At 37.6% G+C, this 25544-nt stretch carries 33 protein-coding genes; 10 read left to right on the forward strand and 23 right to left on the reverse strand.

The window, feature by feature from the left end; translation table 11 throughout:
- Window positions 1–170: 170 nt before the first annotated feature.
- From glmS to E7Z79_RS04475, 7 genes are all read right to left on the reverse strand, one after another.
- Window positions 171–1955 carry a glutamine--fructose-6-phosphate transaminase (isomerizing) gene (gene glmS, locus E7Z79_RS04445; RefSeq protein ID WP_303738771.1) on the reverse strand — a complete coding sequence of 595 codons (1785 nt, stop codon included), beginning with the start codon at window positions 1953–1955 and terminating at the stop codon, window positions 171–173.
- A 4-nt stretch (window positions 1956–1959) separates the two neighbouring features.
- The gene (cobA, locus tag E7Z79_RS04450) at window positions 1960–2676 is read right to left on the reverse strand and encodes a uroporphyrinogen-III C-methyltransferase (RefSeq protein WP_303738772.1); all 717 of its coding nucleotides are present in this window, start codon (window positions 2674–2676) and stop codon (window positions 1960–1962) included.
- Window positions 2677–2685: 9 nt separating this feature from the next.
- Window positions 2686–3330 carry a phosphoribosylformylglycinamidine synthase subunit PurQ gene (gene purQ, locus E7Z79_RS04455; protein WP_303738773.1) on the reverse strand — a complete coding sequence of 215 codons (645 nt, stop codon included), beginning with the start codon at window positions 3328–3330 and terminating at the stop codon, window positions 2686–2688.
- Window positions 3331–3339: 9 nt separating this feature from the next.
- A complete protein-coding gene (gene purS, locus E7Z79_RS04460) occupies window positions 3340–3606 on the reverse strand; it encodes a phosphoribosylformylglycinamidine synthase subunit PurS (RefSeq protein WP_292603729.1) in 267 nt (88 codons plus the stop codon).
- Complete coding sequence (gene purC / locus E7Z79_RS04465) at window positions 3607–4335, reverse strand: phosphoribosylaminoimidazolesuccinocarboxamide synthase (protein WP_303738774.1); 729 nt, start codon at window positions 4333–4335, stop codon at window positions 3607–3609.
- 88 nt (window positions 4336–4423) lie between these two features.
- Complete coding sequence (locus tag E7Z79_RS04470; protein ID WP_303738775.1) at window positions 4424–4717, reverse strand: hypothetical protein; 294 nt, start codon at window positions 4715–4717, stop codon at window positions 4424–4426.
- Window positions 4714–5076: a flagellar protein, FliL gene (locus E7Z79_RS04475; RefSeq protein ID WP_303738776.1), complete on the reverse strand. Its 363-nt coding sequence runs from the start codon at window positions 5074–5076 to the stop codon at window positions 4714–4716. The genes E7Z79_RS04470 and E7Z79_RS04475 overlap by 4 nt, the downstream gene beginning before the upstream one ends.
- A 94-nt stretch (window positions 5077–5170) precedes the next feature.
- Between E7Z79_RS04475 and E7Z79_RS04480 the strand changes: the two genes are divergently transcribed.
- Window positions 5171–5374 (forward strand): hypothetical protein, encoded by a 204-nt coding sequence (locus E7Z79_RS04480; RefSeq protein WP_303738777.1) that lies wholly within the window; start codon window positions 5171–5173, stop codon window positions 5372–5374.
- Between the two features lie 53 nt (window positions 5375–5427).
- Here E7Z79_RS04480 and E7Z79_RS04485 read toward each other — a convergent pair whose 3' ends face one another.
- Window positions 5428–6915, reverse strand: coding sequence for a sodium-dependent transporter (locus E7Z79_RS04485; RefSeq protein ID WP_303738778.1), 1488 nt, complete (start codon window positions 6913–6915; stop codon window positions 5428–5430).
- A gap of 269 nt (window positions 6916–7184) precedes the next feature.
- Between E7Z79_RS04485 and E7Z79_RS04490 the strand changes: the two genes are divergently transcribed.
- A complete protein-coding gene (locus tag E7Z79_RS04490) occupies window positions 7185–8708 on the forward strand; it encodes a hypothetical protein (protein WP_303738779.1) in 1524 nt (507 codons plus the stop codon).
- A 32-nt stretch (window positions 8709–8740) separates the two neighbouring features.
- Here E7Z79_RS04490 and E7Z79_RS04495 read toward each other — a convergent pair whose 3' ends face one another.
- Window positions 8741–9286: a flavodoxin family protein gene (locus E7Z79_RS04495; protein WP_303738780.1), complete on the reverse strand. Its 546-nt coding sequence runs from the start codon at window positions 9284–9286 to the stop codon at window positions 8741–8743.
- The gene (locus tag E7Z79_RS04500; RefSeq protein WP_303738781.1) at window positions 9249–9713 is read right to left on the reverse strand and encodes a flavodoxin; all 465 of its coding nucleotides are present in this window, start codon (window positions 9711–9713) and stop codon (window positions 9249–9251) included. Before E7Z79_RS04500 ends, E7Z79_RS04495 begins: the two co-directional genes overlap by 38 nt.
- Before the next feature lie 180 nt (window positions 9714–9893).
- Here E7Z79_RS04500 and E7Z79_RS04505 point away from each other — a divergent pair, with 180 nt between their 5' ends.
- Genes E7Z79_RS04505 through E7Z79_RS04520 form a run of 4 tightly spaced genes read left to right on the forward strand, consistent with a single transcriptional unit; the run spans window position 9894 to window position 13203 of the window.
- Window positions 9894–10655 carry a uroporphyrinogen-III synthase gene (locus E7Z79_RS04505; protein ID WP_303738782.1) on the forward strand — a complete coding sequence of 254 codons (762 nt, stop codon included), beginning with the start codon at window positions 9894–9896 and terminating at the stop codon, window positions 10653–10655.
- Between the two features lie 4 nt (window positions 10656–10659).
- Complete coding sequence (locus E7Z79_RS04510) at window positions 10660–10929, forward strand: signal recognition particle subunit SRP19/SEC65 family protein (protein ID WP_303738783.1); 270 nt, start codon at window positions 10660–10662, stop codon at window positions 10927–10929.
- A 2-nt stretch (window positions 10930–10931) separates the two neighbouring features.
- Complete coding sequence (gene recJ / locus E7Z79_RS04515; RefSeq protein ID WP_303738816.1) at window positions 10932–12341, forward strand: single-stranded-DNA-specific exonuclease RecJ; 1410 nt, start codon at window positions 10932–10934, stop codon at window positions 12339–12341.
- Window positions 12342–12399: 58 nt separating this feature from the next.
- Window positions 12400–13203, forward strand: coding sequence for a winged helix-turn-helix transcriptional regulator (locus E7Z79_RS04520; protein WP_303738784.1), 804 nt, complete (start codon window positions 12400–12402; stop codon window positions 13201–13203).
- Here the strand turns inward: E7Z79_RS04520 and E7Z79_RS04525 are convergent, their stop codons facing one another.
- Both E7Z79_RS04525 and E7Z79_RS04530 read right to left on the reverse strand, forming a co-directional pair.
- Window positions 13204–14472, reverse strand: a complete 1269-nt coding sequence (locus tag E7Z79_RS04525; RefSeq protein ID WP_303738785.1) for a DEAD/DEAH box helicase — start codon at window positions 14470–14472, stop codon at window positions 13204–13206. It abuts the gene before it with no gap.
- A gap of 35 nt (window positions 14473–14507) precedes the next feature.
- Window positions 14508–15368, reverse strand: coding sequence for a radical SAM protein (locus E7Z79_RS04530; RefSeq protein ID WP_303738786.1), 861 nt, complete (start codon window positions 15366–15368; stop codon window positions 14508–14510).
- Between the two features lie 59 nt (window positions 15369–15427).
- On the opposite strand from E7Z79_RS04530, the gene cas4 reads away from it, so the two are divergent.
- The gene (gene cas4, locus E7Z79_RS04535) at window positions 15428–16114 is read left to right on the forward strand and encodes a CRISPR-associated protein Cas4 (RefSeq protein ID WP_303738787.1); all 687 of its coding nucleotides are present in this window, start codon (window positions 15428–15430) and stop codon (window positions 16112–16114) included.
- Window positions 16111–16575, forward strand: coding sequence for a thermonuclease family protein (locus E7Z79_RS04540; RefSeq protein ID WP_303738788.1), 465 nt, complete (start codon window positions 16111–16113; stop codon window positions 16573–16575). Before cas4 ends, E7Z79_RS04540 begins: the two co-directional genes overlap by 4 nt.
- Here the strand turns inward: E7Z79_RS04540 and E7Z79_RS04545 are convergent, their stop codons facing one another.
- The 7 genes from E7Z79_RS04545 to E7Z79_RS04575 form a co-directional block, all read right to left on the reverse strand.
- Entirely contained in the window at window positions 16576–17214 is a 639-nt protein-coding gene (locus E7Z79_RS04545) for a hypothetical protein (protein WP_303738789.1), read from the reverse strand.
- 15 nt (window positions 17215–17229) lie between these two features.
- Window positions 17230–17628, reverse strand: coding sequence for an RDD family protein (locus tag E7Z79_RS04550; RefSeq protein ID WP_303738790.1), 399 nt, complete (start codon window positions 17626–17628; stop codon window positions 17230–17232).
- A gap of 9 nt (window positions 17629–17637) precedes the next feature.
- Window positions 17638–18657: a hydrogenase expression/formation protein HypE gene (gene hypE / locus E7Z79_RS04555; RefSeq protein WP_303738791.1), complete on the reverse strand. Its 1020-nt coding sequence runs from the start codon at window positions 18655–18657 to the stop codon at window positions 17638–17640.
- Window positions 18658–18764: 107 nt separating this feature from the next.
- A complete protein-coding gene (locus E7Z79_RS04560; RefSeq protein WP_303738792.1) occupies window positions 18765–19139 on the reverse strand; it encodes a 30S ribosomal protein S8e in 375 nt (124 codons plus the stop codon).
- Between the two features lie 191 nt (window positions 19140–19330).
- A complete protein-coding gene (locus E7Z79_RS04565) occupies window positions 19331–19570 on the reverse strand; it encodes a hypothetical protein (RefSeq protein ID WP_303738793.1) in 240 nt (79 codons plus the stop codon).
- A 3-nt stretch (window positions 19571–19573) separates the two neighbouring features.
- Window positions 19574–19867, reverse strand: a complete 294-nt coding sequence (locus tag E7Z79_RS04570) for a hypothetical protein (protein WP_303738794.1) — start codon at window positions 19865–19867, stop codon at window positions 19574–19576.
- Between the two features lie 92 nt (window positions 19868–19959).
- Window positions 19960–20304, reverse strand: a complete 345-nt coding sequence (locus E7Z79_RS04575; RefSeq protein ID WP_303738795.1) for a hypothetical protein — start codon at window positions 20302–20304, stop codon at window positions 19960–19962.
- Window positions 20305–20493: 189 nt separating this feature from the next.
- Here E7Z79_RS04575 and E7Z79_RS04580 point away from each other — a divergent pair, with 189 nt between their 5' ends.
- Window positions 20494–21177 (forward strand): DNA polymerase domain-containing protein, encoded by a 684-nt coding sequence (locus E7Z79_RS04580; protein WP_303738796.1) that lies wholly within the window; start codon window positions 20494–20496, stop codon window positions 21175–21177.
- A gap of 36 nt (window positions 21178–21213) precedes the next feature.
- Window positions 21214–21909 carry a TIGR02253 family HAD-type hydrolase gene (locus tag E7Z79_RS04585; protein WP_303738797.1) on the forward strand — a complete coding sequence of 232 codons (696 nt, stop codon included), beginning with the start codon at window positions 21214–21216 and terminating at the stop codon, window positions 21907–21909.
- Window positions 21910–21919: 10 nt separating this feature from the next.
- Here E7Z79_RS04585 and E7Z79_RS04590 read toward each other — a convergent pair whose 3' ends face one another.
- The 4 genes from E7Z79_RS04590 to E7Z79_RS04605 all read right to left on the reverse strand — a co-directional run bounded on the left by E7Z79_RS04590 (window position 21920) and on the right by E7Z79_RS04605 (window position 25514).
- The gene (locus E7Z79_RS04590; protein WP_303738798.1) at window positions 21920–22693 is read right to left on the reverse strand and encodes an exodeoxyribonuclease III; all 774 of its coding nucleotides are present in this window, start codon (window positions 22691–22693) and stop codon (window positions 21920–21922) included.
- Window positions 22693–24234: a phenylalanine--tRNA ligase subunit alpha gene (locus tag E7Z79_RS04595; RefSeq protein WP_303738799.1), complete on the reverse strand. Its 1542-nt coding sequence runs from the start codon at window positions 24232–24234 to the stop codon at window positions 22693–22695. Before E7Z79_RS04595 ends, E7Z79_RS04590 begins: the two co-directional genes overlap by 1 nt.
- A gap of 75 nt (window positions 24235–24309) precedes the next feature.
- Window positions 24310–25041, reverse strand: a complete 732-nt coding sequence (locus E7Z79_RS04600; RefSeq protein WP_303738800.1) for a flavodoxin family protein — start codon at window positions 25039–25041, stop codon at window positions 24310–24312.
- A gap of 2 nt (window positions 25042–25043) precedes the next feature.
- Complete coding sequence (locus E7Z79_RS04605) at window positions 25044–25514, reverse strand: GNAT family N-acetyltransferase (RefSeq protein ID WP_303738801.1); 471 nt, start codon at window positions 25512–25514, stop codon at window positions 25044–25046.
- Between the last annotated feature and the right edge of the window lie 30 nt (window positions 25515–25544).

Consider the following 25544-nt stretch of genomic DNA (forward strand, 5'->3'; position numbering starts at 1 on the left):
ATATTTTAAAAAGATATTAATGAAACTTATCATTAAACAGCCAAATTTTTTAAAAATAGATAAAACAAAAATATACAAATTAAATCATTAAAATAAAGATTTAAATAAATAAATATTAAAAAAAAAATAGATTTTAATAGCTTAAATAAGATTTAAGCTATAAAATTAGATTATTCTACAGTCACACATTTTGCCAGATTTTTAGGCTTGTCAGGGTCGTGACCCTTCTCAAGAGTAATATAATAGGCTATCAACTGCAACGGAACAATATAAACCAATGGTGCAATAATCTCTTTAACTTCACTGTTTATTGCAATTACCGCATCAGCTTTGGCTTTTAGAGATTCATCTCCATCTGATCCAATAGCTAACACATTGGCTCCACGAGATTTGACTTCTTCCAGATTACTCATTGTTTTTCTATAGTTGTCTCCTGGAGGAATCACAACAACGACCGGAATTCCTTCATCAATTAAAGCCAAAGGCCCATGTTTCAGTTCACCGGCGGCATAACCTTCACCGTGTATATAAGTAATTTCCTTGAGTTTCAATGCACCTTCAAGTGCTGTAGGATATGAATAACCTCTTCCCAAATAGAAGAAATCACGGGCATAGTTATATCTTTTGGACAGCTCCTCGACCAATTCAACATTTTCCAGGGTCTCATCAATGAAATCCGGAACCTTGTCAAGCTCCTTTAAAAGCTCTGAATTTTTGGATATCAAAGCTGCAAGCAAATAGATTGCAGTCAATTGTGCAACATAGGTTTTGGTTGCTGCAACCCCAATTTCAGGACCTGCCTGAGTTTGAATGACATGTTGGGCACGTCTTGTAATGGATGAACCTGCAACATTAACTATACCTAAGGTTACAGAAGTTTCATTGGCCACATCCAAAGCCTTAAGTGAATCTGCTGTTTCACCTGATTGGGAAATGAATATGACTAATGTCTTTTCATTCAGGGTATTGGCAGAATACTTGAATTCGGATGCAAGAATCACATCAGTAGGAATGCCTGCAAGAGACTCTATCAGATATTTGCCTGTAAGGGATGCATGGTAAGATGTACCGCATGCAACAAAACAGATTCTTTGAACATCCCCAACTTCATCAATGATCTCCTTGATGTTGTCCCTTTGGGTTAAAGTATTCCTAACGGCAATTGCCTGTTCATTAATTTCCTTTATCATGAAGTGGTCATAGCCTTCTTTTTCAGCCATTTCAGGTGTCCAGTTAATTGTTTCTATTTCCTTGTTGACAACATTGTCAAATTCGTCATGAACAACGACACCATCCTTATCCAAAATGACTATCTCTCCCCTTTCGGGATATATGATGTCACGGGCATACTTTAGAATTGCCGGAGAGTCTGAAGCCAAATAGTATCCATCTTCACCGAGTCCGACAATCAACGGTGAATCCTTACGTGTTGCAACAATCTTATCAGGCTCATTTACTGCAATCGCTGCAATTGCATAAGCCCCTTCAATAATATCGATTGTTTTTCTGACGGCATGTTCAAGGTCGAACTTTTCAGCCATGAACTTTTGAATCAAGTGAGGAATCACTTCAGTATCGGTATCTGACTTGAACACATGACCTTCAAGAATCAGTTTCTCCTTTATTTCCAGATAATTTTCAATTATACCGTTGTGGACTACTGCCACAGTATTGTCCTCATCTACATGAGGGTGAGAATTAAGCTTTGAAGGGTCTCCATGTGTTGCCCATCTTACGTGAGCTATACCCAAGTTTCCAGGCATGTCTGTAAGATTCAGCTTCTTATCCACTTCAGCGATTTTACCCTTATCCTTCTTGATGTTAATCTTATCTTCAAAGAATGTAGCTAAACCTATGGAATCATATCCCCTATACTCTAGCTTTGAAATACAGTCAAAAAGAATAGGTGCAACATCACTATCGTCCTTTAATATACAGCCAACAATTCCGCACATCTAATCACCTTTGATAATCATAAATTTCCTTATACATTTTTACAACATCCCCTATAATCAGAATCGCAGGAGTGTTGATATTCTTATCGGAAATATCATCAAGAGTTCCAAATACCAGATTCTGATTTGGCAATGTTCCGCTTTCAACCGCACAGACAGGAGTGTCCGCCGAGCGATATCTCATGATTTCAGCAGTATTCTCTTTAATGTTTCCTATACCCATCAATATTATCAGGGTGTCAGCAGTATAGTCCCAGTGCACTTGGCTTTCAGGTTTTGTCGGGTCCTCATGACCTGTTACAATAGTGACTGAGGTTGCTACTGCCCTATGGGTTACTGGTAGTCCTAGTGAAGTTGGTGCTCCAATGGCTGAAGTTACACCTGGAATAACTACAAATTTGATATCATGTTCCATTAAAGCCAATATCTCTTCTCCTCCACGGCCAAAGACAAAAGGGTCACCTCCCTTAAGCCTTACGACATTTTCATGATTTTGAGCCTGCTCGATTATCAACTCATTTATTTCATCCTGAGTTTTGTAATGCTCGCCTGCCTTCTTACCGACATATATTCTTTCAGCAGTATCCGGAGCATGAGCCAATATTTCTTCATTTGCCAAATAATCATACAATACAACATCAGCTTTATTCAAAGCCTTCACAGCCTTAAGAGTTATTAAATCAGCATCTCCAGGTCCTGCACCAATTAAATAAACTACCATCTTATCACTTTATAAAAATCCTTTGAAAAAGTTTAAACCATCATCGGAACCGAACAATTCCTCGCACGCCCTTTCAGGGTGAGGCATCATTGCGCAAACGAGGCCGGATTCATCACATACGCTTGTAATGGCTTCCATTGAACCATTAGGGTTTTTGCCTTCAAACTGCAATACGATTTGGTCTTGATCTTTTAACAAATCGATGTCCTCTGTGTAGAATCTTCCTTCGGCATGTGCAATTGGAAGAGCTATTGTCTGGTCCTTTTTGAATGCCTTTGTAAATGGGGTTCTTGAAGTGGCAACTTTCAAATTGACCCATTCGCAGTTGAATTTAGGAGTCTCATTTGTAATGAAAACACCTGGAACAAGTCCAATTTCACCTAAAATCTGTGCTCCATTACATATTCCTAAAACAGGTTTTTCTTCTTTTACCAATTCCTTAATTCCATCAATTACCGGTGTAATGGATGCCATTGCACCAGCCCTCAAGTAATCTCCATATGAGAATCCTCCAGGAATAACGATACCGTCATAGTCAGCGAGTTTCTCTTCACTCCACCAGACATATTCCGGGGTGAGGCCGGCAAGCTCAACAGCTTTTGCCACATCACGGTCACAGTTGGTTCCTGGAAATCTAATTACTCCAATTTTCATCATATACACCTACTTACCGCAAGCCATGTTCTGTGGAATAACGTTAATCTTATAATCATGAATTACAGGATTGCAAAGCAATCTTTCGCACATGTCTACAACATTTTCTCTGATTGCTTCCCTGTCTTCCCCTTCCATTTGGAATTTGATGGTTTCAACAGTCTTAACGTTTTTTACTTCGTAACCTAATAAATCAAGTGATCTTTCAACTTGAGTAGCTTCAGGGTTTAACATACCGCTTTTCAATGAGATTTTAATTTCAATATCAAATAACATCTAAATCACCTTTTCATCATCTGGAATAACTCTATTATAAACTTCAATATAAGCCGCCATTACTTCATTGTCCTTTCCTTCGCGGAACAGTTCCTTGTCCAACATTTCCAGGGTTTCACTGTCCCATAATCTGCATCCGTCAGGAGATATCTCATCACCCAAAAGAATGTTTCCGTCCTTATCCTTACCGAACTCGACCTTATAATCAACGAGGATAATTCCTGCATCGGCAAAGAATTTGGTCAAGACCTCATTGATCTTCAATGCCTTTTCAATCAGGATATCGACCTCTTCGTCTGTAGCTATGTCCAGCGCCCTTATGAGTGACCTGTTAAGCATAGGGTCGTGATACTCATCATCCTTATAATCCATTTGAACCAAAGGAGGATCCAATTTAGTACCCTCTTCGATAGGATATTTGCGAACCAGACTGCCGGTAGCAATATTTCTTACAATAACCTCAATCGGAATCATTTCAAGCTTTTTTGCAATCATGACATTAGGTTCAGGCAAGTCGACAAATTGAGTTGCAACACCATTTTCCTCCAAAACCTTAAATATTTTAGCGGAAATTACAGCATTGTAAGCTCCTTTATTGTCCATCACTTCTTTTCTTGCACCATCACCTGCGGTCATGTCATCCCTAAACTCAATTATGACCTCATCAGGATTATCAGTAGTGAAAACGCTTTTCACTTTTCCAGAATTAATTAACTCTTTTTTGTCCATGATATCAACAAAATATTAAATTATTATATTATTATTTTTGATTGTAATATTATATAAAAATAGTTAAAAATAGAGAAAAAAATAGCAGTTATAATTTGTTGATTGGAATTCCGACACTTTCATTTTGCGGGAACTTCATGCCATTCAAAAGGCCGTTTGGAAGTTCGGACAAAACAATTACTGGAAATTCCTCACCAGGTTTTATAAACAAGTGATGTGTTACATTCTGGCGTGTTGTAACTGCTATTTCATAAGTATTTCCTTCTTTTGTAAGTTTTCCATCAAGAAAAACTTTGTTGAATGTTTGATTTAAAAGATACTCCGGCAAATCCTCATCGATACTGAAATGAATCAGCAAATCACTTAAAATCATCTTACTCATTCCAGACTTGGAAGTTTGCTTTGATCTGACTCATATGAGGAACCTATCAATTCACCGGTTTGTGTATCATATTGTCTGAATCCACCATCCTCATAGGTGACTTCCCTATAGGAACCTTCACCATTTTGATAATTCTGCTTAACCTCTTCCTTAACAATATCCACGACATTGCCGGAATCTGATGATGAATCTGAACTTTCTGAAGATTGACTATTAAACATTTTATCCATAATTTGGCCCACCGTATCTGCGTTTATATTCTCAATTCCTGCTTCATGAACTACACTTACTGCAGCTGCACCGCCGACAACCAATATCACGGCGATGATGCCCAATATTAATAAAATAAAACCTTTCATATTTTCACCTCACAAAGCTTTCAATAGATATATAACCAAATCCATTTAAATATTTTTCTATCAATTTATATATTACTAAAATAAAATTATTATTATGAACATGAAAAATACTGCAATACTTCTGATATTTCTACTATCAATATTAGGTCTGGTAATGGGAGTCTACTGCACAGATGATGCAAACACCAGTACCTCTCAGGACAATGATTCTGATAGTGTAAACGAGGATTCAAACAGTATTGGAAACATTACCCTTACGGATAATGAAAATAATGTTTTAAACTGCTTTTTCAAATGACCTAATTTTAATTAAAAAAAAATAGAAGGTTAAATTTAAAAATTTAACCGAATTCAAACTCTTTCTTCAGTATTATTCCATTCAGGATTTTTTGCAGGCAATATTGTAAATATCAAAGTGGCAACCAATAGAATGACTGCAGATGCAATAGTGAAAATCATCTGTTCAAATGAACAGCTGCGAACCACGTCAAACATTCCGCCAATCCAAATAATAGAAATGAATATTGGAAGGATATATTTGACAATCAGCAACCACCATTTTCCAAGAGTAATGGTTTTAGATTTTGAATTAAGGAAATCAATTAATTTTTCAGCCTTAAATATCCAAGCAAAGATAATACATTCAACCACTACACCAAACAGCAATGCAATCTGGTTAATAAAAGTATCGACAAAACCCAAGAGGGTTCCTCCAAATGCGGTTGCATAAATCATTGATATGCAAGTACCAACAATGATCAGCATTGTCATTGTCTTTGACCTTGAATGTCCAAACTTGTTTTGAATTGAAAATGACAATGGTTCAACTGTAGACAATATGCTTGTAAGGCCTGCAAGATAAACTGTCAAAAAGAACAACGGTCCAAGAACATATGCCCATTGACCCAATACATTAAACACAGTAGGATAAACGACAAACACAAGTCCAGTTCCTTGAGTTACAAGCTCTGAAACTGCAGTTCCTGATTGCAATGACATATAACCTAAAATTGAAAATACACCCAGCGCTGCAAAGTTTTCAAACAATGAATTGGCAAGAGCGATGGATATTGTATTTGTGATTAAATCAGCATCGTCTTTAGTATAACTGGCATAAGTAAAAGCAATTGACATTCCCAAACTTAATGAAAATACAATTTGTCCAAATGCAGCCATCCAAATTTCAAAATGTCCTAAAAGTGACCAGTCAGGATTGAACAACTCTGCAAGACCGATTGAGGCACCAGGTAAAGTCAATGAAAATATCACTATGATAACCATAATGATAAACAATGCAGGCACCAAGACTTTTGAAACCTTTCCAAGCCCTGCTTCAAGATCCCTGTGTGAAATAAACCAAATAATTATCCATCCGACAAGCATAGCAATTGCAATAACCGGGATGAAATTAAATAAACCAGTGAAAGATTCTGAAGATTGTAGGAGAGTGGTTGCAAAGAAAGCATCCGGATTTGCTCCCCAACCCTTAAAGAAACTCAAAACTATATATATTCCGTCCCAACCGAGAATGGCTGAGTAGTAAATCATAATCATAAAAACAGCAACCGGTAAAAACCAGCCTAAATACTCACATTTGGAGTTTATCTTTCTTGCAGCCTTTGCAAAAGAAGATTTAAAATTATACCCCACACCATACTCCAAAATCAGGAATGGAATTCCCATTAAAAGAATAGCTACAATATAAGGGATGTAAAACGCTCCTCCACCATTAGAATAGAGTACATAAGGATATCTCCAAATATTTCCAAGTCCAACGGCAGAACCTATCATTGCCAATATGAAAGATAGATTACTGCCCCATTCATTTTTATCTGCCATAATTTTCATTTCCATTTTAATAATTTATAATAATATATTGGAAATTGATACATAAAAATGTACCATATATCATGCACCGCCAAAAACAAATTTTAAATTTTTTAAGAATTTAAATTCTGAAAATAAGTGTTAATTGAACCCTAAAAAATAATAGGGGCAAGTTGATATCATTATAGGCCAAATCAATAATTAAACATATTACAACAATCTAAAAAAAATATAAATAATCATTCAAAATACTTAAATATTACTTACGAGTTATTACTTTCATGAACAAAAAATATCTGATTGCAATTATTGCAATAATAATAATTTGTGCAGCGGCATTTGCACTGACAAATTCCAATTATTCAAGCAATGGATCAGTCAGCATTGATGCAAATGCTCTGGAAGACAGAGGAAACCTTGTTGTCGACTCTGAAAGTTTGGATGAACATAACGGATACTATCACAGTGACAATGCAGACACCAATTCCATTTTAATCAAAAATGGCGGAAATCTAAAATTAGCAAACTCAGCAGTCAATAAAACCGGAGATACTGCAACCAGCGGTGACGACGCCGATTTCTATGGAGTTAACTCTGCCGTTTTAGTCAATACAAATGGTACATTGGACATTTCAAACGTGGAAATAACTACCGATTCCAAAGGGTCAAACGGTATTTTCGTCACCAATGCAAATGCATCCTCTTCAAGCAGAGATAACCCGCAACAAGGTTCAGGAGAAGGAAGCCAACCACCTGAAGCTATGGGCAATGGCGGTGGAGAAGGAGGCCAACCACCTGAAATGCCTGATGGAAATGGTGGGGAAGCAGGACAGGCTCCAGAAGCACCTGACGGACAAGGTGGTGGAGAACAGCCTGGACAAAGCACTATTGAAGGAAGCACAGAAGCAAACATCAACAATGTTAAGATAACCACCCATTCAGACAAGTCAAGAGGCCTTGATGCAACCTACAACGGAGCAATCAATGCCGAAAATGTCATCATCAACACTGACGGGCAAAGCTGTGCTGCTCTTGCAACAGACCGTGGAGAAGGGCAAGTTCATGTCAAAAACTCCGAAATCAATACAGGAGTCAGCAAAACCAGCGGCAGAGGATCACCACTAATCTATTCAACTGGAAACATTACCGCAGAAAACACCAAAGGTACATCCTATGTATCTCAAATCGCATGCATTGAAGGTAAAAACTCAATTGAATTGACAAACTGTGATATGACAGGATTTGCAGAAGGCAACAGACAGGATGGTGATACATACGTTGATTTGGGAGGAATATTCATCTACCAAAGCATGAGTGGGGATGCTGATGTTGGAACATCCACATTTACCGCTAAAAATTCAAAATTAGCAATAGCTGAAGACTCACCAGTATCCAAAGAGGCTCCAATGTTCCACATTACCAATACTGCCTGTGTAATCAACCTGGAAAACACAGAACTCAGTTTCAACAGCGGAGTATTTCTGGAATCCTCCGGTCAAAACCAATGGGGAAATGAAGGATCCAATGGAGGAACCTGTGAGTTAAACACTGAAAATGAGAATATTGCAGGTAATGTCATCGTTGATGCTATCAGTTCCTTAAACTGGAACATGAAAAATACCCAATTTAAAGGAGCAATCAATTCAACTGGAAATACAACCGTTAGTGTAGGTGAAGGTTCTACCTGGACTTTGACCGGCGACAGTACAGTTTCATCATTGGAATTGAATGGAAACATTGAATATGGTGAATACACTTTAACTGTTGACGGCAAAACATACAACAGTTCAAATCAATTTAAATAGGAAAGATAATACTTTCCTATATTTTTTAATTTTCAGCAATTGAAACCTGCATCATATGCCTTTTTCAATTGATCGTTTTGAGATTTAACATTGCCTAAGACTTCAAATACTTCTTTTTCTGTCGGATTTTTAGAAAAACCGATGAAGTTTCTAATTCCTGCCAATGTATCTCCACAGCTGCTGCCCGCAGCAAGTATTATGTAATAATCCTTGTTTTCAAGATCCCTGAATATCGGATAGCACCTGTCAAAAAACATCTTCAATGTTCCGCACATACCGTAATAGTATACCGGTGTTGCATACAGTATTACATCGGCTTCCATCATTTTATCAAGAATTTCAGAGATTTGGTCTTCCTGGAAACACTTCATTTCAGGGGTCTTGCATTTGTAGCAAGCTTTGCAGGAAGAAAATTCAATATCATCCAGAAAATACTTAACCACATCATTTCCGGCATCCATTGCTCCCATTACAAACTCATCACACATAGTATCGGAATTTCCCCCTTTTCTTGGGGAGGAGCTTATTACAACTACTTTCTTACTCATCTTCAATCCATCCTTTAGCTTTTGAAACATCCCCCATGAACCTCATTCCTTTTGCGAAATTGAGTTCTGGATAGGTGTTTGCCAAATCGCTAACACATTTATCGATTCCAGAACCTCCAGAGGTACAGAATGCCTTGATTGTCTTTCCGCTTAAATCAACGCTTTCAATGAAAGTGTTGATTATTGTAGGAGCTGTATACCACCATACAGGGAAACCTATTGCAACTATATCATATCCGCTTACGTCACATGACTCGGCAATAGGAGGCCTGAATTCCTTGTCGTTCATTTCTATTGTTGATCTGGAGTTCTTGTCTGTCCAGTCCAGGTCTTCGGGAGTGTAAATTTCTTCAGGAACTATTTCAAATATATCATAACCGTTTTCATTCGCTATCTTTTCAGCTATGCCTTTAGTTACTCCGCTAGCTGAAAAATAAGCGACAAGTACATTACTCATATTATCACCTATTTAAAAATAGTTTTTCATATTATATAATGTTAACATTCGCAACAATTAACTGTCAAAGTAAATTTTCCAGAAAAGATCAATTTTTAGAATAATATAAACAATGAAAAATCATATTAAAAAGTTGAAACATAATATATTACATTATTAAATTAATGAAGGTAATGAAAAATGTCAAAACCTGTTGTTGCAATAACAAGACCAAAAGACAGGGCTAAGAAAGCCTGCGAAATTGTTAGAGAATTAGGTGGCGAGCCGATATTGGCGCCAACACTTGATTTGAAACCGGTCAACACACAATCCCTAAAGGATTTGGTTGCAAAAAAGGATGAGCTTGATTGGATCATATTCACATCCCCGACAACAATAGTTTCACTGAAACAGTTTCATCCGGACTTTTTGAAAAGCCTGAACTGCAAATTGGCAGTCATTGGAAACAAAACCGGAAAATTGGCCGAAAAAGAAGGCATGACTGTTGACCTGATGCCTGAAGAGTTTACAGCCGAAGGCCTTATCGAAGAGTTTAAAAAGCAAGGCATCACCGGTAAAACAATTGGAATTCCAAGAACCGCTTCTGCAAGACCTGTTCTGCCTGAAGAGCTGGAAAAACTTGGAAATAAAGTGATTTTAGCCGAAGCATACAAATCACTCTTTCCGATGGATGAAAATGCAGTGAAAGAACTCATTGAAAAAATTGAAAACAGGAAAATTGATGCAATTACATTTACAAGTCCGCTGACTGTCGAAAACTTCTTTGAAATAGTGGATGACAAGCAGAAGATCGCAGGACTGCTGTCAGATAACCTATTGACAGTATGCATCGGTCCAATTACCGCAAAGGTTCTGGACAAATATGACATTACCTACATTTACCCAGACACTTACACAGTTCCGGACATGATGGAGCTATTATTTGAAGAATTAGACAGGTGATAAAATGATAACTATCTGGCCACAATATTTGGATAAAAACTTGACCCTGAAGGAAGGGCGCAAAATCGCTAAGGAATATGCCGTAGCGGAACCTAGCCTTTCAGACATTGAAAGAGCTGTAAAAAGACTTGGATTACAACACAGTGTTCAAAAAGAAGTTTCATACCCTGGAAAGTGGTATGAAAAATCCGGAAGAATACTTGTTGAATGGGAAGGAACAAAATTGGAACTTCTACGTGAAGTCAGCTTAGAAATTAAAAATATGAGAAACTGATTATTATGCAAATACCACAACTAATGTCTGAACAGTATCATGAGGCAAAAAAGATTATTGAATCATCAACCAGCATCAAAATCTATTCACACATCGACTGTGACGGAATCTGTTCAGGCGCAATACTATCAACCATACTAGACAGAGAAAATAAAGAACATGAAATTGAATTCGTAAACCTGGATGTTTTGGACAATCTGGATTTGGACCACGAACTCACAATATTTTCAGATTTGGGGTCCGGCCAGCTTATTGACACCAAAGCAAAGGAAGGTCAAAAGATTCTGATTTTAGACCACCACCCACCTTTAAGGGACCTCGACTATAGAATCGGAAAGGACTACACATATCTGGAGATCAATCCACACCACCACGGCATCGACGGCTCATACTATGTTTGCGGCGGAGGACTATGCTATTTCCTTTCAAAGGAATTCGGATATACCGACTTGAGCTGGATTGGGGTGCTGTCCGCCATTGGAGATATGCAAAATACAAAAAGCGGACATTTTGAAGGACTGAATGAAATCATTCAGCAGGACGCAATCGATGGAGGATACCTCGAAGTTATCAAAAACGACATCAATATATACGGAAGAAATACCCGTCCGTTATTCGTGGCCCTTTCATATTTCAATGACGTCAAGCTTCCGATTACAAACAATACCGCCGAAACTATGGCAATTCTAGAAGAGCTTGGAATTGATGAGAAACATCACAGGAAAACCTTGAACGAACTGACAATGGAAGAGAAGGGCAGGCTGTACCAACGTCTTTCACAAATGATATCACAGGTGGTTCCAGGAAAATATGTTCAATATATTCCCCAATTGATTATTGGAGATTCATATACATTCATCAAAGAGGATGAACATAGCTTTTTAAGGGACGGATCAGAGTTTTCAACAGCCATGAACGCCTGTGGAAGAAATCATGAGGAAAAAGTTGCCATGGAAGTTCTTAAAGGTGACAGATGTTCATCATTGGATGAACTGGAAAGCATCAGCAGAGATCACCGACGCAATTTGGCACAATCAATAGAAAAGGTTAGCGATGGTGAACAATCAAATATAATTGACCTTAAAAACTTGCAATATTTTGATGGAACCGGAATTAAACCTGAAATTGTCGGTACCATCACTGGAATGATACTGGGATACTGCGATTGGAAAAAGCCAGTTATAGGATTTACCCAAACAGATAATACAGGATTAAAAATATCTTTAAGATGTTCTAGACTCCTCTCATACGATGGAATTCATTTTGGAAATATAATTCGTAAGGTTTCAGCAGAAGTTGGTGGAACAGGTGGTGGACACTCAATGGCATGCGGAGCTTATATACCTATCGACAAAAAAGATGAATTTTTTGAACGATTCAATAATGAACTTGAAGGCCAACTAACAAATTAGTATATATAGTAGTAAAGATAAAAATACTAATTAATCAATTACAATTGAGGAATGAAATATGAAGGCTTTTAAAAAAAGAGGTGCATTAACACATTTCCAAATACTAAGTGAAATATCAAAACAAGACCCTCACCTCAAACAAAAAGATTTGGCTGAAAAATTAGACATTACAATTCAGGCAGTTTCTGAAAATATTAAAACATTAATCGAATTAGGATATATAACTTCTAAAGATGGAAGATCACCATACAAAATCACTCAAAGTGGTATTGATAAGGTTAAAAAGGATGCAATAAGCTTAAGAAAATATAGTGACTCTGTTTTAGAAACTATGAACCATTATAAAACAATATGGCCTGCTATCGCAAAAGAAGATTTGAAAAAGGATGATATTGTAGGATTATATATGGACGACGGAGTTCTGTATGCTCACAAAAAAGAAGAAAATGCAACAGGTATCGTTCTTGAAGACGCCGAAGAGAACATGGATGTAGCGCTGACCAAACTCACAGGAATAATTGACATGAATGTGGGAGAAGTTACTGTAATAAATGTTCCTACAATCAAAGACGGAGGATCCAAAGCAAGCGATTTGGAGTTAATTAAAAATGTCTATGAAAAAGGAACAAACAGCGGTGAAGAAATAGACAAGATTGCTGTTGCAGGTACTGTTTCAAGAGCTATCGTTAAAAAACTTGGATTAAGCATTGATATAGAATATGCCGCTCCTCAAGCTACTGCAAACGCTGCCCGTAAAGGATTGAACGTCCTTGCAATCTGTGTTGGAGACATGAGCAAGGCATTTACACGAGAGCTTGAAAACGAGAAAATTAAATATAATATTATCGACGGTGGAAAATAATTAATTTTCCACTAACATCCTCAATAATGCAGCAGCTAATTTTGAATTATCTTCTTCTGCATCATCAACTATTTTTTCATATCTTTCCAAATTTCCATCACGGATTAATGATTTTGCATCATTCAACAGTTTTTTGGTTTTGATTGCATCTATTTCTCCGAGCGTGGGAAACTCCTTTTCGATGATTTTAACATTGTTTGCCTTTCTGATATTGTTGAATCTTACAATTTCATCCTTTGAAACCAGGGTGAATGCAAATCCCCTTTTTCCGGCTCTTGCAGTTCTTCCGATTCTGTGAATATAATCATCTATGTTTTGGGGAACATCATAATTGACAATGACATCAACATTGTCGATATCCAAACCTCTGGCGGCCACATCCGTTGCAACCAGTATGTTTATGTTTCCGTTCCTGAATTTGTTCATTACCTTATCCCTTACCTGCTGGGTCATGTCCCCATGAATGCTGTCGGCTTTAAAATCATCTTTCAAGTGTTTACTAACGAAATTTACGCTTTTTTTGGTATTGCAGAATACCAATGCCAATTTCACATCATAAGCCTCAAGCAATCTGGTCAGACCATTGAACTTATCTTTTATATCACATTTGAAGGCATATTGTGTTATCTTTGGAATATTCTTCCTTTTATCAGATATCTTTATAAATTTTGGATTTTTCTGATATCTTTCTGCGATTTGCTTAATTTCACGAGGGATTGTGGCTGAAAATAGCAGGGTTTGTCTTTGATGAGGAGTTCTTGCCAAAATTGTTTCAATATCTTCCCTAAAGCCCATCTCCAACATTTCATCGGCTTCATCCAAAACAACTCTTTCAATTCCTATCAAATCCAGATTTCCACGTTCGATGTGGTCGATTACACGCCCAGGTGTTCCAACAACAACATGAACACCCTTCTTAAGCACCCTTGTCTGCTTGCCTATGGGTTGGCCTCCATAAACCGCAAGCACCTTCAGCTTTTTGATTTTAGATCCGGTCTTTTCAATCTCTGAAGCTACCTGCATGCACAATTCCCTAGTCGGGCAAAGGATAATCGCCTGCGGAGATTTGTCCGGAATGAAAATCCTTTCAAGAACTGGAATCGCAAATGCGATTGTTTTTCCGGAACCTGTTTGAGCCTGGCCGATCAAGTCATGGCCATTCAAGGCTTCGGGTATTGCGGATTCCTGAATTGGGGTTAGCTTTTCAAACCCCATCTCGTCAATAGCCTTTTTGATATCATCAGATATGTTCAATTCATCGAAATTCATTATTTTAATATATAAAAAACAAGTTATATAATCGTTTAGATTAGTCTGGACTGCACCGATTTGGAAGGGAAATCATGCAGATACTCGAATATTTCACCAAATTCATTTAAAATTCCATGCTCATGAGTTCTCTTTTTGAAGATTCTCATCAGCCGGGCATTGTTGGGAGATGGGATTTCATAATCATCACCGAACTTTTCGATGTACTTTTCCTTCAATCCTGGAAAATTCTTATCCAAACTTTCGTAAAAATATTCCCGGTTGCCCTTTCTTAAGGTCAGCCCCATCTGGAAGCATAATATTCCATGGACCTCACTTTCAATGCAATAATCCAGAATCGAATTTATATTGTCTTCAGTGTCATTAATGTATGGCAAAATCGGACATAGCCACACGACTGTAGGAATGCCTGCCTCCCTTAATGTTTCAAGCACCTCAACACGTCTGGAGGTGGGGCAGACATTGGGCTCGATTATTCTGCACAGCTCATCGTCTGCAGTCGTTAGCGTCATCTGGACCACCACCCTTGACTTTTCATTGATTTTCTTAAGCAAGTCCAAATCCCTTAAAATCAGGTCTGACTTTGTGATGCAGGTGAATCCGAATCCATACCTGTAAATTAATTTCAATGCTCTTCTGACATATTCCAACCTTTTCTCAAGTGGAATGTAGGGATCTGTCATTGCACCTGTCCCAATCATTGCAGGGGGCCTTTTAATGAGTTCCTTTTTGAGCAGTTCAAGGGAATTCTGCTTTACTTCGATATCCTCGAATTTGTGGTTCATGCCATATATTTCACTTCTTGAATCGCAATATATGCAGCCATGACTGCATCCACGGTAAAGGTTCATCCCATTGTTTTTAGACAGAATACTTTTTGATGACACATAATGCATGAATTTAATTTAGCCTTCAAAGTTAATTAATTTATACTCCTGCCAACAAAAATAAAAATATGCAACAGAAAAACATTAACGAATATGATAAAACATATGATTTTAAAGACCATCCTTCCATAAAAGACCTTAAAATAATTGAAGGAAAAAACAATTTCCCCATTAGCTGGTTGAATCAGCAGGGATATTGCGAATACCAGATATATCTCGAGTATGTTGAAGGCATAGAAACAGGACCTACAAAAGCCATGACCCATGGAAGCCAGATTCACAAGGAGCTGGAAGATATTTTCAAAAAGGACTCAACCCCTGCAAAATTCGAAGATGCAGTTGAGGAATCAAAAACACAGGCTTCACTGTCAAGGGAAGTCTTTGTGGTAGCTCCAAATTACGGCATAAGAGGATACATTGATGAGATATGGATGAAACCTGACGAGATTGTCATAATTGACGACAAGCCTGGAAGAACACCATATGAATCAACAATGAATCAGGTAAGGGCATACTGCCTCGCTTTCAAGGACATGACCGGAGACGATAGAAAAATCAAGGCAGCACTTAGAGAAAGGGGAACCGAAAACCTCTTTTGGATTGAAGTGTTTACACCGGACATTGAAAAGCAAATAAAATTCACAATCGACAGAATGCATGGACTGTTTGACGGAACAAAACCATTCAAAGCAACTAAAAACCCAAAAAAATGCAAATCCTGCAGATTCAAGGACAAATGTGAGAATGCAAAATGAACAAAAAAACAATATCAATTATTCTGCTAATCATATTCATGATAACAACCGTCCTGACACTGGCCAATGTGTTCATGACCGATACAAACACTGACGTCAATCAAACGGGAACACTGACGGTTGGAAACACAACGGTCCATTATGAAAAAGCGGGAAAGTGTCTTGATGTGATTGACGGAAATACAATTCGGGTTTATGGCGTTGGTCGGGTTCAGCTAACCCAAGTCGGTGCAGTCGATAAAGAGCCGAATTTCAGCCAGGCAAAAAACTTCGTGAGTGAAAAATGCCTTGGAAAAACAGTATATCTCGATATTGACGACAAACAGCCAAAAGATAAGTACGACCGTACATTGGCCATAGTATACACTAATGATACTAACGTCAATAGAGAACTAATAGATAACGGCATGGCAAAAGTGTCCTACTTTGAGCCAAGCGAATTCAAGAAAGGATTGAACTAGTTATACAACCCTGTTCAAACCTAAATATATTTTATTTTTCTTATAAACCTTGTCTAAAATTTCATTCCATTCTTCAATGCTTATTCTGCCTTTATTGGGAATTAGATTATCAAGTGAAGCTTCAGTTACATTTAAAATGTCAGAAAGAACATAAGATAAAGTCCTGCCGGTTAAGGACAGGTCATAAGGGTCATATCCTGTAACTGCCAAAACCCAAACATTATCCTTAGAAGAACTGTTATATTCCTTTCTAAGTGAATCATACCAGCTTGATATTCTGGTACCATCACAGCCTATGCCCTCGCCAATTGAGATATAATAGTCTTCACCTGTAAAATCAATAGAATCAATTGCCTTCTGGATTTTACTTTTGAGTTCAGGAGAATCCAAATCCAATTCGAATTCATTATTTGTAATCGTGTTGGAGAGATAGTTTTCAAGCTCCTTAATATTTTTAAAATAGCCTAACGGCTCGAGCCTATCAGGATCCCTGTCGCATAAATCATAAATCAAATCCTCATCAACATCAACAATCTCATAGCCATCAAGCTTATGGGACTTGTATTCCTTAAAATCTATGCAGTAGTTTTCCAAATCTTCCTTATTTAAATACCAAAGTACCTGAACCTTTTTTATCATATTAATCCAAAGCAATTACCAGACATTGACAACAGTGGTTCTTGTAATATTATTTAAAATCCTGTCAGTATTTAAGAATCTGCCTATAAGCCAATCGAAAATAATAGGAATCCAATATATTTTGGTTAAATTACGTACAATAGCTTGTAACCATGAGATATCGGCCCCGTTTCTTGATTTGACTTCCAATTTCATTATTGCCTTACCTATACTTGCAGCAAATGTTTTTTCACATAAGACAAAATAGAGTAATCCTAAAATTGGTATTAAAATTGGAAGATACTGATATGCCTGATAGACGTTTTTTGGTCCCATTATACCGAATAAGAAAAATGATAGAATCCACATAAATGCTGAAACTACTAAGAAATCCAATACGTATGCAATAACTCTTCTTGTAAATATTGTAGCCATATCATCACCTCAGCAAACTCTAGGAACTGGATCAGCTATTGGCGCTTCAAGGATTCTTTCACCACCAATAGGAGTGTTGACAACAACATAATCCCCTTCAACAACTTCGCCAATAATCGCAGCATTTTCACCATATTTTTCGCCTTTAATAGCTTCAAGGATTTCATCGGCCTTATCGGCTTTAACGCCCATAACCACTTTTCCCTCATTAGCTACTTCAAATGGATCAATGCCCAACATTTCAGATACTGCATGAACTTCCTCTTTTATTGGTATCTCTTCCTGTTCAAGCACAACACCAACACCTGCTTTTGAAGCCATTTCATTAATTGCATTGGCAAAACCTCCACGGGTCGGGTCTTTCATTGCAGTAACCCCACCAATTTCCAAAGCTTTTTTAATTATATTCCACATAGGAGCCACATCTGATCTCAAATCAGTGTCAAAACCAAATCCTTCCCTAAATGACATTAAACTCATTCCATGATCGCCTAAACTGCCGGTCACAATGATTTTATCTCCAACTTCAAGGCCTGAATCACGGACAACTTCACCTTTTTTGGCTATTCCAATACCTGTTGTGACCATGACAATGCCGTCAAGCTTATCCTGAGGCATCACTTTGGTGTCCCCAGTTATGACTGCAACATCAACCTCTTCACAAGCCTCATTTAAAGATTTCATGATTTTATCCAAATCTTCAATTGGAAAGCCTTCCTGCATGATGATTGCATTAGAAATAGCTAATGGACGAGCACCCATTACTGAAACATCGTTGATTGTTCCCGCTGCTGAAATTCTACCTATGTCCCCTCCAGGGAAAAACAACGGGTCGATAGTGTGACCATCAGTTGTCATAACAATTTCATAATCCCCTAATGGAATTGATGCGCCATCATCTAATTCTTCTAAGCTAATACCACCATTTACGCTTTTTTTAGTGATATTATCCAAAACAGTGCTAGCAATCAAATTAGCCATTACTTCTCCGCCAGCACCATGATTCATATTGATTTTATCTTCTGACATTTTATCTCCTAATTAAAAATATAACTAACGTATATATTATTTATAAAAACAAGTATATAAAATTATGAAAAAATGTATAAAAAAAGAGAATTTAAAGATGGATATCTTTAAATTAAAATTCCGTTAATAACACCGTCTTGACCAGGTCTGGAAGTTACTTTAGCATTACCTTCAGGGGTTTCTACGATAGCACCTTTGGTAATGATGTTCCTCCTAACGTAGTTAGGGTTTGCGGTGTTTTCGATTACACCAAGAATATCTACAATTTTGGTGTTTCCGTTAGCGTCAGTGACGTTGATTTTATTACCGGTAGCTAATCTGAGTTTTTCGTTTCCGCCACGGGTTCTAATTTTTCTTAATTTTTTTTCGTCTAATCTAGTTTCTGCAGGATCTCTTCCTAATTCAGATTTCCTTTTTCCACGGTTTGCAACATTTCTTGCACCGGATGGACTTCTAGTTGATTTTCCTTGAGAAATTGCCATTATTTCACCTAATAAATATAATTAATAATATAAGTAATCGCAGTCTTCAAGCCTCTTTTCAATCAGACCATTTGCAAGAAAATAATAGCCTAATTTTTGAGAGCAAAAAAGAGCCTTAAAGAATAATGATAATAAAATATTACTTTTTCATTATATATAAATGTTTTATTTGATGGGCAAAATTTAAAAAATTAGCTTTTGTTTTTCAAAATGAATTCATCCACCAACTTATCGAATTCCTCTTCGCTCATATCCTCATTCGATGCGGCATCAAGAATCTTTTGAATCTCTTCATCAGAAACGTCATCACCCAACAGTTCAAGCAGCAAATCCTTCAAATCATTATCATCAATATAAGCTTCGGGATTTGAAGTCACAACCTCAGAATTGCCCTCATCATCAATGGTATAATATGGAACTTCCTTTGTCATGAATTATTCCTCATCATCATCCACAAATTCATAATAGACTACGCCATATGGATCATCATCAAAATACCATTCATTAGGTTCTTCTATGAAATCTTCATCATCGTCATCAACTAAATCGCTTTCCAAATCTTCTGCACCTTCTACCTGAATGACAATATTAACATCTTCCCCCAATGATTCAACATCAATACCTAATTCATCCAAATCAATTTCAAGCTCGCCATCTTTAATGGCATCCTCAGGTACGACAATAACAATTTCATCTGCGGAGTCAATATCTATTTTTTGATTATCCATTAAATCACCATAACCGTTTCTAAATTAATTATTATAGATATTTAACAAACTCATATTTAAAAGTTGTTAGAAAAAAATTAAAAAATAGTAACCTATATGTTACTATTCATCAAACATTCCATTTTTGGGATTCCGAAATCGTTTTTGCATCTGATTGAGCAGATTTTAGAATTTTCAATGCACATGTCAAAACATAAGCAGCCGCCATTGCAGTTAATGTTGATTTTGACATTTGCATTTTCCAAAGTTTCCCTGGAAGTGTTGAAAACTTCTGAAGCGTTCGGAACAAAAACTGAAGTAGGAAAGTTTGCACTGTTAATTCCTAAAAAAACTCCATCTGAAATTCCATAATCCGCACAGTATCCATGTTCGCCGTCCAACCGGCCCACAAATGTATCATTTATTTCGTCATAACTTGAGATCAATCTTCTTTCCATTTTATCAAACCTCACACATACTATGTTAACTTTCATGTATAAACTCAGTCGGAGAGCATTTGAAAAGTAATATGGAGAATATTTAGGCTAAATTTTAGAATTCTAATGCATTAAAATTGCTTTCAGTATGAAAAATTGTTTCAGAAAAATATTATAACTACAAAAGACATAGTTAAATTTGGTGTCAAAATGGTTCAGGAGACAAAAGAACAACTGGAACTTGAAGCTGAAATCAAAGCAAAGGCCCAAGAATTCCTTAAATACCTCAACTCAACCCTTCCGGAAAGCATGGAGCTGGAGTATGAGGGCTTTTACAGAAGAGGTTTTTTTGTAAGCAAAAAAAGATACGCTGTGATTGAAGACGGTGAGATTATAGCAAAAGGCCTTGAGCTAGTCAGAAGAGACTGGGCACCAATCGTAAAACAGACACAGGAAGCAGTTCTGATGGCCATTCTAAAAGAAGGTGACTCAAACAAAGCCATCAGCGAAGTTAAAAAAGTAATGAAAAAATTAAGAAAAGGTGATGTTGACAAAAAGGAACTCATCATCCACACCCAGATAACCAAGCCATTAAACCAATACAAGCAAGTCGGACCCCATGTCGTTGCCGCACAAAAGATCGAGGAGCATGGAATCAAGGTTTCACGCGGAACAATCATACAATACATTATCGTTAAGGGAAAGGGATCCATAAGCCAAAGGGCAGTCCCATACGAATACAGCGAAGGATACGACTATGATAAAGACTACTACATCAACAACCAGCTGATTCCTGCTGTTGAAAGAATCATGTATTCCTTCGGATACACAAGAAAGGATTTGCAGGACATGGCAGTTGGTGAAGTCCAGCAAAGCCTAGACGCATTTTTCTAAAAATTTAAATATTTTTAAAATTATAAAATAAATCATATGATTAAAAATGATGATGACCGTGTTGTATTTTTTGATGTAGACGGCACATTGCTCGACACATCAGATTTTGCAGAAACTGCAAGAAAAGCGGCAATAGGATTAATGGTAGATAATGGACTTCCCCTTGATAAGGACGAAGCCTATGGAGTTTTAAAGACAATTATCCGTGAAAAAGGATCCAATTACGGAAAACATTTTAACGTGTTGACCCAGGTTGTTTTAGGCCACGAGGACCCCATGCTTGTAGCTCTTGGAATGATTACATACCATAACGTTAAGATGGCACTTTTAAGACCATTTCCGGAAACAATTGACACATTAATCTATCTTAAAAGCCAAGGATATCGCCTGGCCGTCATATCCAATGGACTGACCATCAAACAATGGGAAAAATTAGTGAGACTCAACATCCATTCATTTTTCGACGAAGTAATTACTTCAGAAGAAGTTGGAAAAAATAAGCCAAACAAGCTAATCTATGATGTGGCACTTAGAAAAATGAAAGGAAATCCTGAAAAATCATTGATGATAGGCAATAAATTTAAGGAAGATGCATTAGGTGCAGTCAATGCTGGAATGGGTGCAATCCTTGTAAATTCTGACATTACTGAAGATGACAGAGATTACATAAAACAAGAAAAATTGGATATTACTATTATTGATGACATTGGCGATGTAATGACCCTCCTTTAATCGCCAAGCATTAAAATTCTAATTCTAAAGTCACAGGACAGTGATCGGAACCATAGATATCAGCTAGAATCTCAGCTGATTTTACATTATTTTTTATTTCTTCATTTACATAAAAGTAGTCCAGTCTCCAACCGGCATTCCTTTCGCGTGCACGGGTTCTGTAGCTCCACCAGGTAAAGTTGTTTTCGCCTTCATCAAACATCCTGAACGTATCGACAAATCCTGCCTCTTCAAGCTGGTCCAGCCATGCTCTCTCTTCCGGCAGATAACCTGATTTTCCTTCACAGTTTTTAGGGTTGTAGACATCAATCGGATTGTGGGCGATATTGTAATCGCCGGTGATGACGATGTTTTTGCCCTCTTTCTTAAGCTCGACAAGCTGTTCAAGCAATGCGTCACAGAAAGCGACCTTGAAATCTAACCTTTTTGCATTCATTCCGCTGTTCGGGAAGTATATGTTATACAATATGAAGTCAGGATATTCGATTCTCAAAACCCTGCCTTCGCTGTCAAGCTCTTCAACGCCCAATCCTCTTGTAACGCTGACAGGTTCAATTTTGGAGTATGTTCCAACGCCGCTGTATCCCTTCTTTTCGGCCTCATTGAAGTGTTGGTGAAAGCCTTCGACATCTGCCAATTTCTTTGGAATCTTATCTTCAGTTGCCCTTACTTCCTGAAAGTTGATAATATCGGCATCAGTTGAATCAAACCAGTCCCAAAATTCATCCTTTTTGGAAACTGCCCTAATTCCATTAACATTCCAAGAAACCAGCTTTATTGACACTATAATTCAACTCCATTGACTGTAGGAACTTCACGAAGCCATTTGATGTCACTTTTATAAAGCATACGAATGTCTTCCACATCATACCTGATCATTGCAAGCCTTTCGATACCTAAACCGAATGCAAGAGCAGGTTTGTCAATTCCTAACGGCCTCAATACTTCAGGCCTCATCATTCCAGCCCCTCCAAGCTCAATCCAGCTTTCCTTCTCTTCAAGATAGATTTCGGTCTCTGTGGAGAGGTATGTGTAAGGGAAGTATGCAGGTCTGAACCTTACTTCAAATCCTAATTTCTTATAAAACTCTTTCAAGGTTCCCAGAAGGTTTTGATAGCTGATTCCTTCATCGCAAACAAGACCTTCAACTTGGTGGAACTCAGGCAAGTGTTTGTAATCGAAAGTTTCTCTTCTGAATACTCTTCCAACTGAAAACATTTTGATTGGAGGCTCATGCTCAAACAGGTGTTTTGTGGATATTCCTGTTGTGTGAGTTCTCAAAACGCTTTGGCGTGCAATATCTTCACTCCAGTCATATTGCCAACCGATAGAACCTGTATCAGCACCGTTTTCATGGGTTTCAGCAGTAAGCTGTACCAATGCATCATCAGGCAAATCACAGGTCAAAGGGTTTTTGAGATAGAATGTGTCCTGCATTTCACGGGCGGCATGGTCCTGTGGCTGGAATAGTGAGTCAAAGTTCCAGAATGCAGATTCGACGAAATGTCCATTGTCTTCTGAAAAGCCCATATTCAAGAAGATTTCTCTAATCTCATCAATGATTATTCTTAAAGGGTGTTTTTTGCCGGCGAATACTACAGGAGCTTCAGCATTTATATCATACGGACGGTATTCAAGGCTTTTCCATGCTCCATCCTTGAGCTGTTCATGGGTCAGCTGAGTGGCTTGTTCTTTTATTTCAAATCCGACTTTGAGAATTTCTTCACCTTTAGGCAAGAGTGTGAATGAATGTGAGGTTTCCTTTTTAATGTTTAAAATATTTTTCCTGCCTGTCAGCTTTTTAAAACCGTCCATCAAATCATCGGTGAAAAGCTTTACGCCATCGGCATTTGTCTTGAGATAGTCAAGAACCTTTTCGTCAACACCGGATTTATCTGCAAATTCCTTACCTATATCTGTGATGTTGATTACGCCCTTATCGATTTGAGCCCAGTTCTTTTGACGCAGCCAACCGAGAGCGATTCCTGTTTCCTTCTTGTCAATGCCCGCTTCGTTAGCCAAATCTCTCATTGCGATTTCCTTTTTCTCAGCCAAGACATCAAGTATTTTACGTTCAGGAAGTCCATGCTCAGCATATTCACGTCCGTCTTCAGTCAAGGAGTATGTCTTTTGAACATCCTTGTGTACTTCGATGATATCCTTGGATGCGAGAGATCCTGCCGCACTCATAACAGACTTGATGTCCATTCCTGTATTTGAGGCAATGTCTGACGGGGTTGCCTTAGGATTGGCTTCAAGTTCTTTTAAAAGTTTCTTTTCATAAATATGTAATTCACTAATGGTTTTTTTAATATCCTCACTCATTTAAACACCATACTTTAAGATAAATAATATAATAATATATGTGTTAAGTGATTTATAAAGGTAGTGCAAAATACCTTATTTCATAACTTTTTTCATGATGAGAAACATTAATTTTGAAAACAATTTCTTGAACGGGTTCAATTTGACTTCCGGTGAAAAATCATGATTGATCAAATCTTTTTTATGCCAGAACTCCTCATCTGCCTTTATTGGATTGGAAGACACTGCCATCGCTTTCCAAACATCAAAAAATACAATATCCATAAATTTGGGAGAATGCATTTTGCCTGATTCGACATCGGCTGCAAACTTCTTGGATACCTCATCTATCTGCTTTGTCTCAAGACTATCCTTTCCTCCACAAGCCATTGCGATTTTATAGACCTTATTTACACCCCAGTGCCTCAATGTCTCGTCAATATAGTTTGCCACTTTCTTATGCCCTGCACCAGCAGTGGAAACCACAACCAAAGCCTTTTTGGTGAAAAAGTCCGGCCTGTGATAGAAGTAAGCCGTATGGTCAAAGAAATTCTTTAAAAGCGCTGTCACGTTCATGGCATATACCGGAGATGCAATAATGATTCCATCGGCTTCCATCATCCTGTCAACAATCAGCTTGACTATATCATTGTGAGGGCACTTTTCCTCACTTTCCATGATGCACTTATAGCAGCCGTTGCACATGGGAATCTTTTCCTTCATCAGATGGATTTCCTCAAAATCCCCCTTCAAGTTCATTTTTGCCTGTTCAACCATCTTCCAGGTGTTTTTGCGCCTTGGTGAACCGTTAATTATAACATATTTCATAATCATAACTCCTTAAGCTGTGTATCCAAAACCAGTTTTTCCTTATATTCAAATTTCCTGTCAAATTCATCCAATTCATTTTCATCCACATCAAATACGTCAGGGTTTCTGAATATTCCCAATTCATTTTTAAGCTTGCATTCATCGAATACCCTAATCATGAAAAATGGATTTTCCTCATCCAAATCAGTTCCATCAAGATAAAGGCCATATTCTGATGCGCTTACAAAACCAAATCTTGAGTAGTAGTCTTCATCGCCCACCACAAGGACAAAGGGAACATTGTCCTTTTGAGCTATTCCCAATGTATGATTGATTAATTTTGATCCGAGTCCCTGATTTTGATACACCCCATCGACTGCAATCGGACCCAGTATGAGCGCAGGGACAGTGTCATTTTCATAGCTTATTTTACCCATCGAATAATTGATGCTTGCTACAATTTTACCGTCATCCTCAATGACAAAGGCCATTTTGCTTACAAAGCTCTCGTCATTTCTTAG

The sequence above is a fragment of the Methanobrevibacter thaueri genome (assembly GCF_015062905.1).
Taxonomy (GTDB): Archaea; Methanobacteriota; Methanobacteria; order Methanobacteriales; family Methanobacteriaceae; genus Methanocatella; species Methanocatella thaueri_A.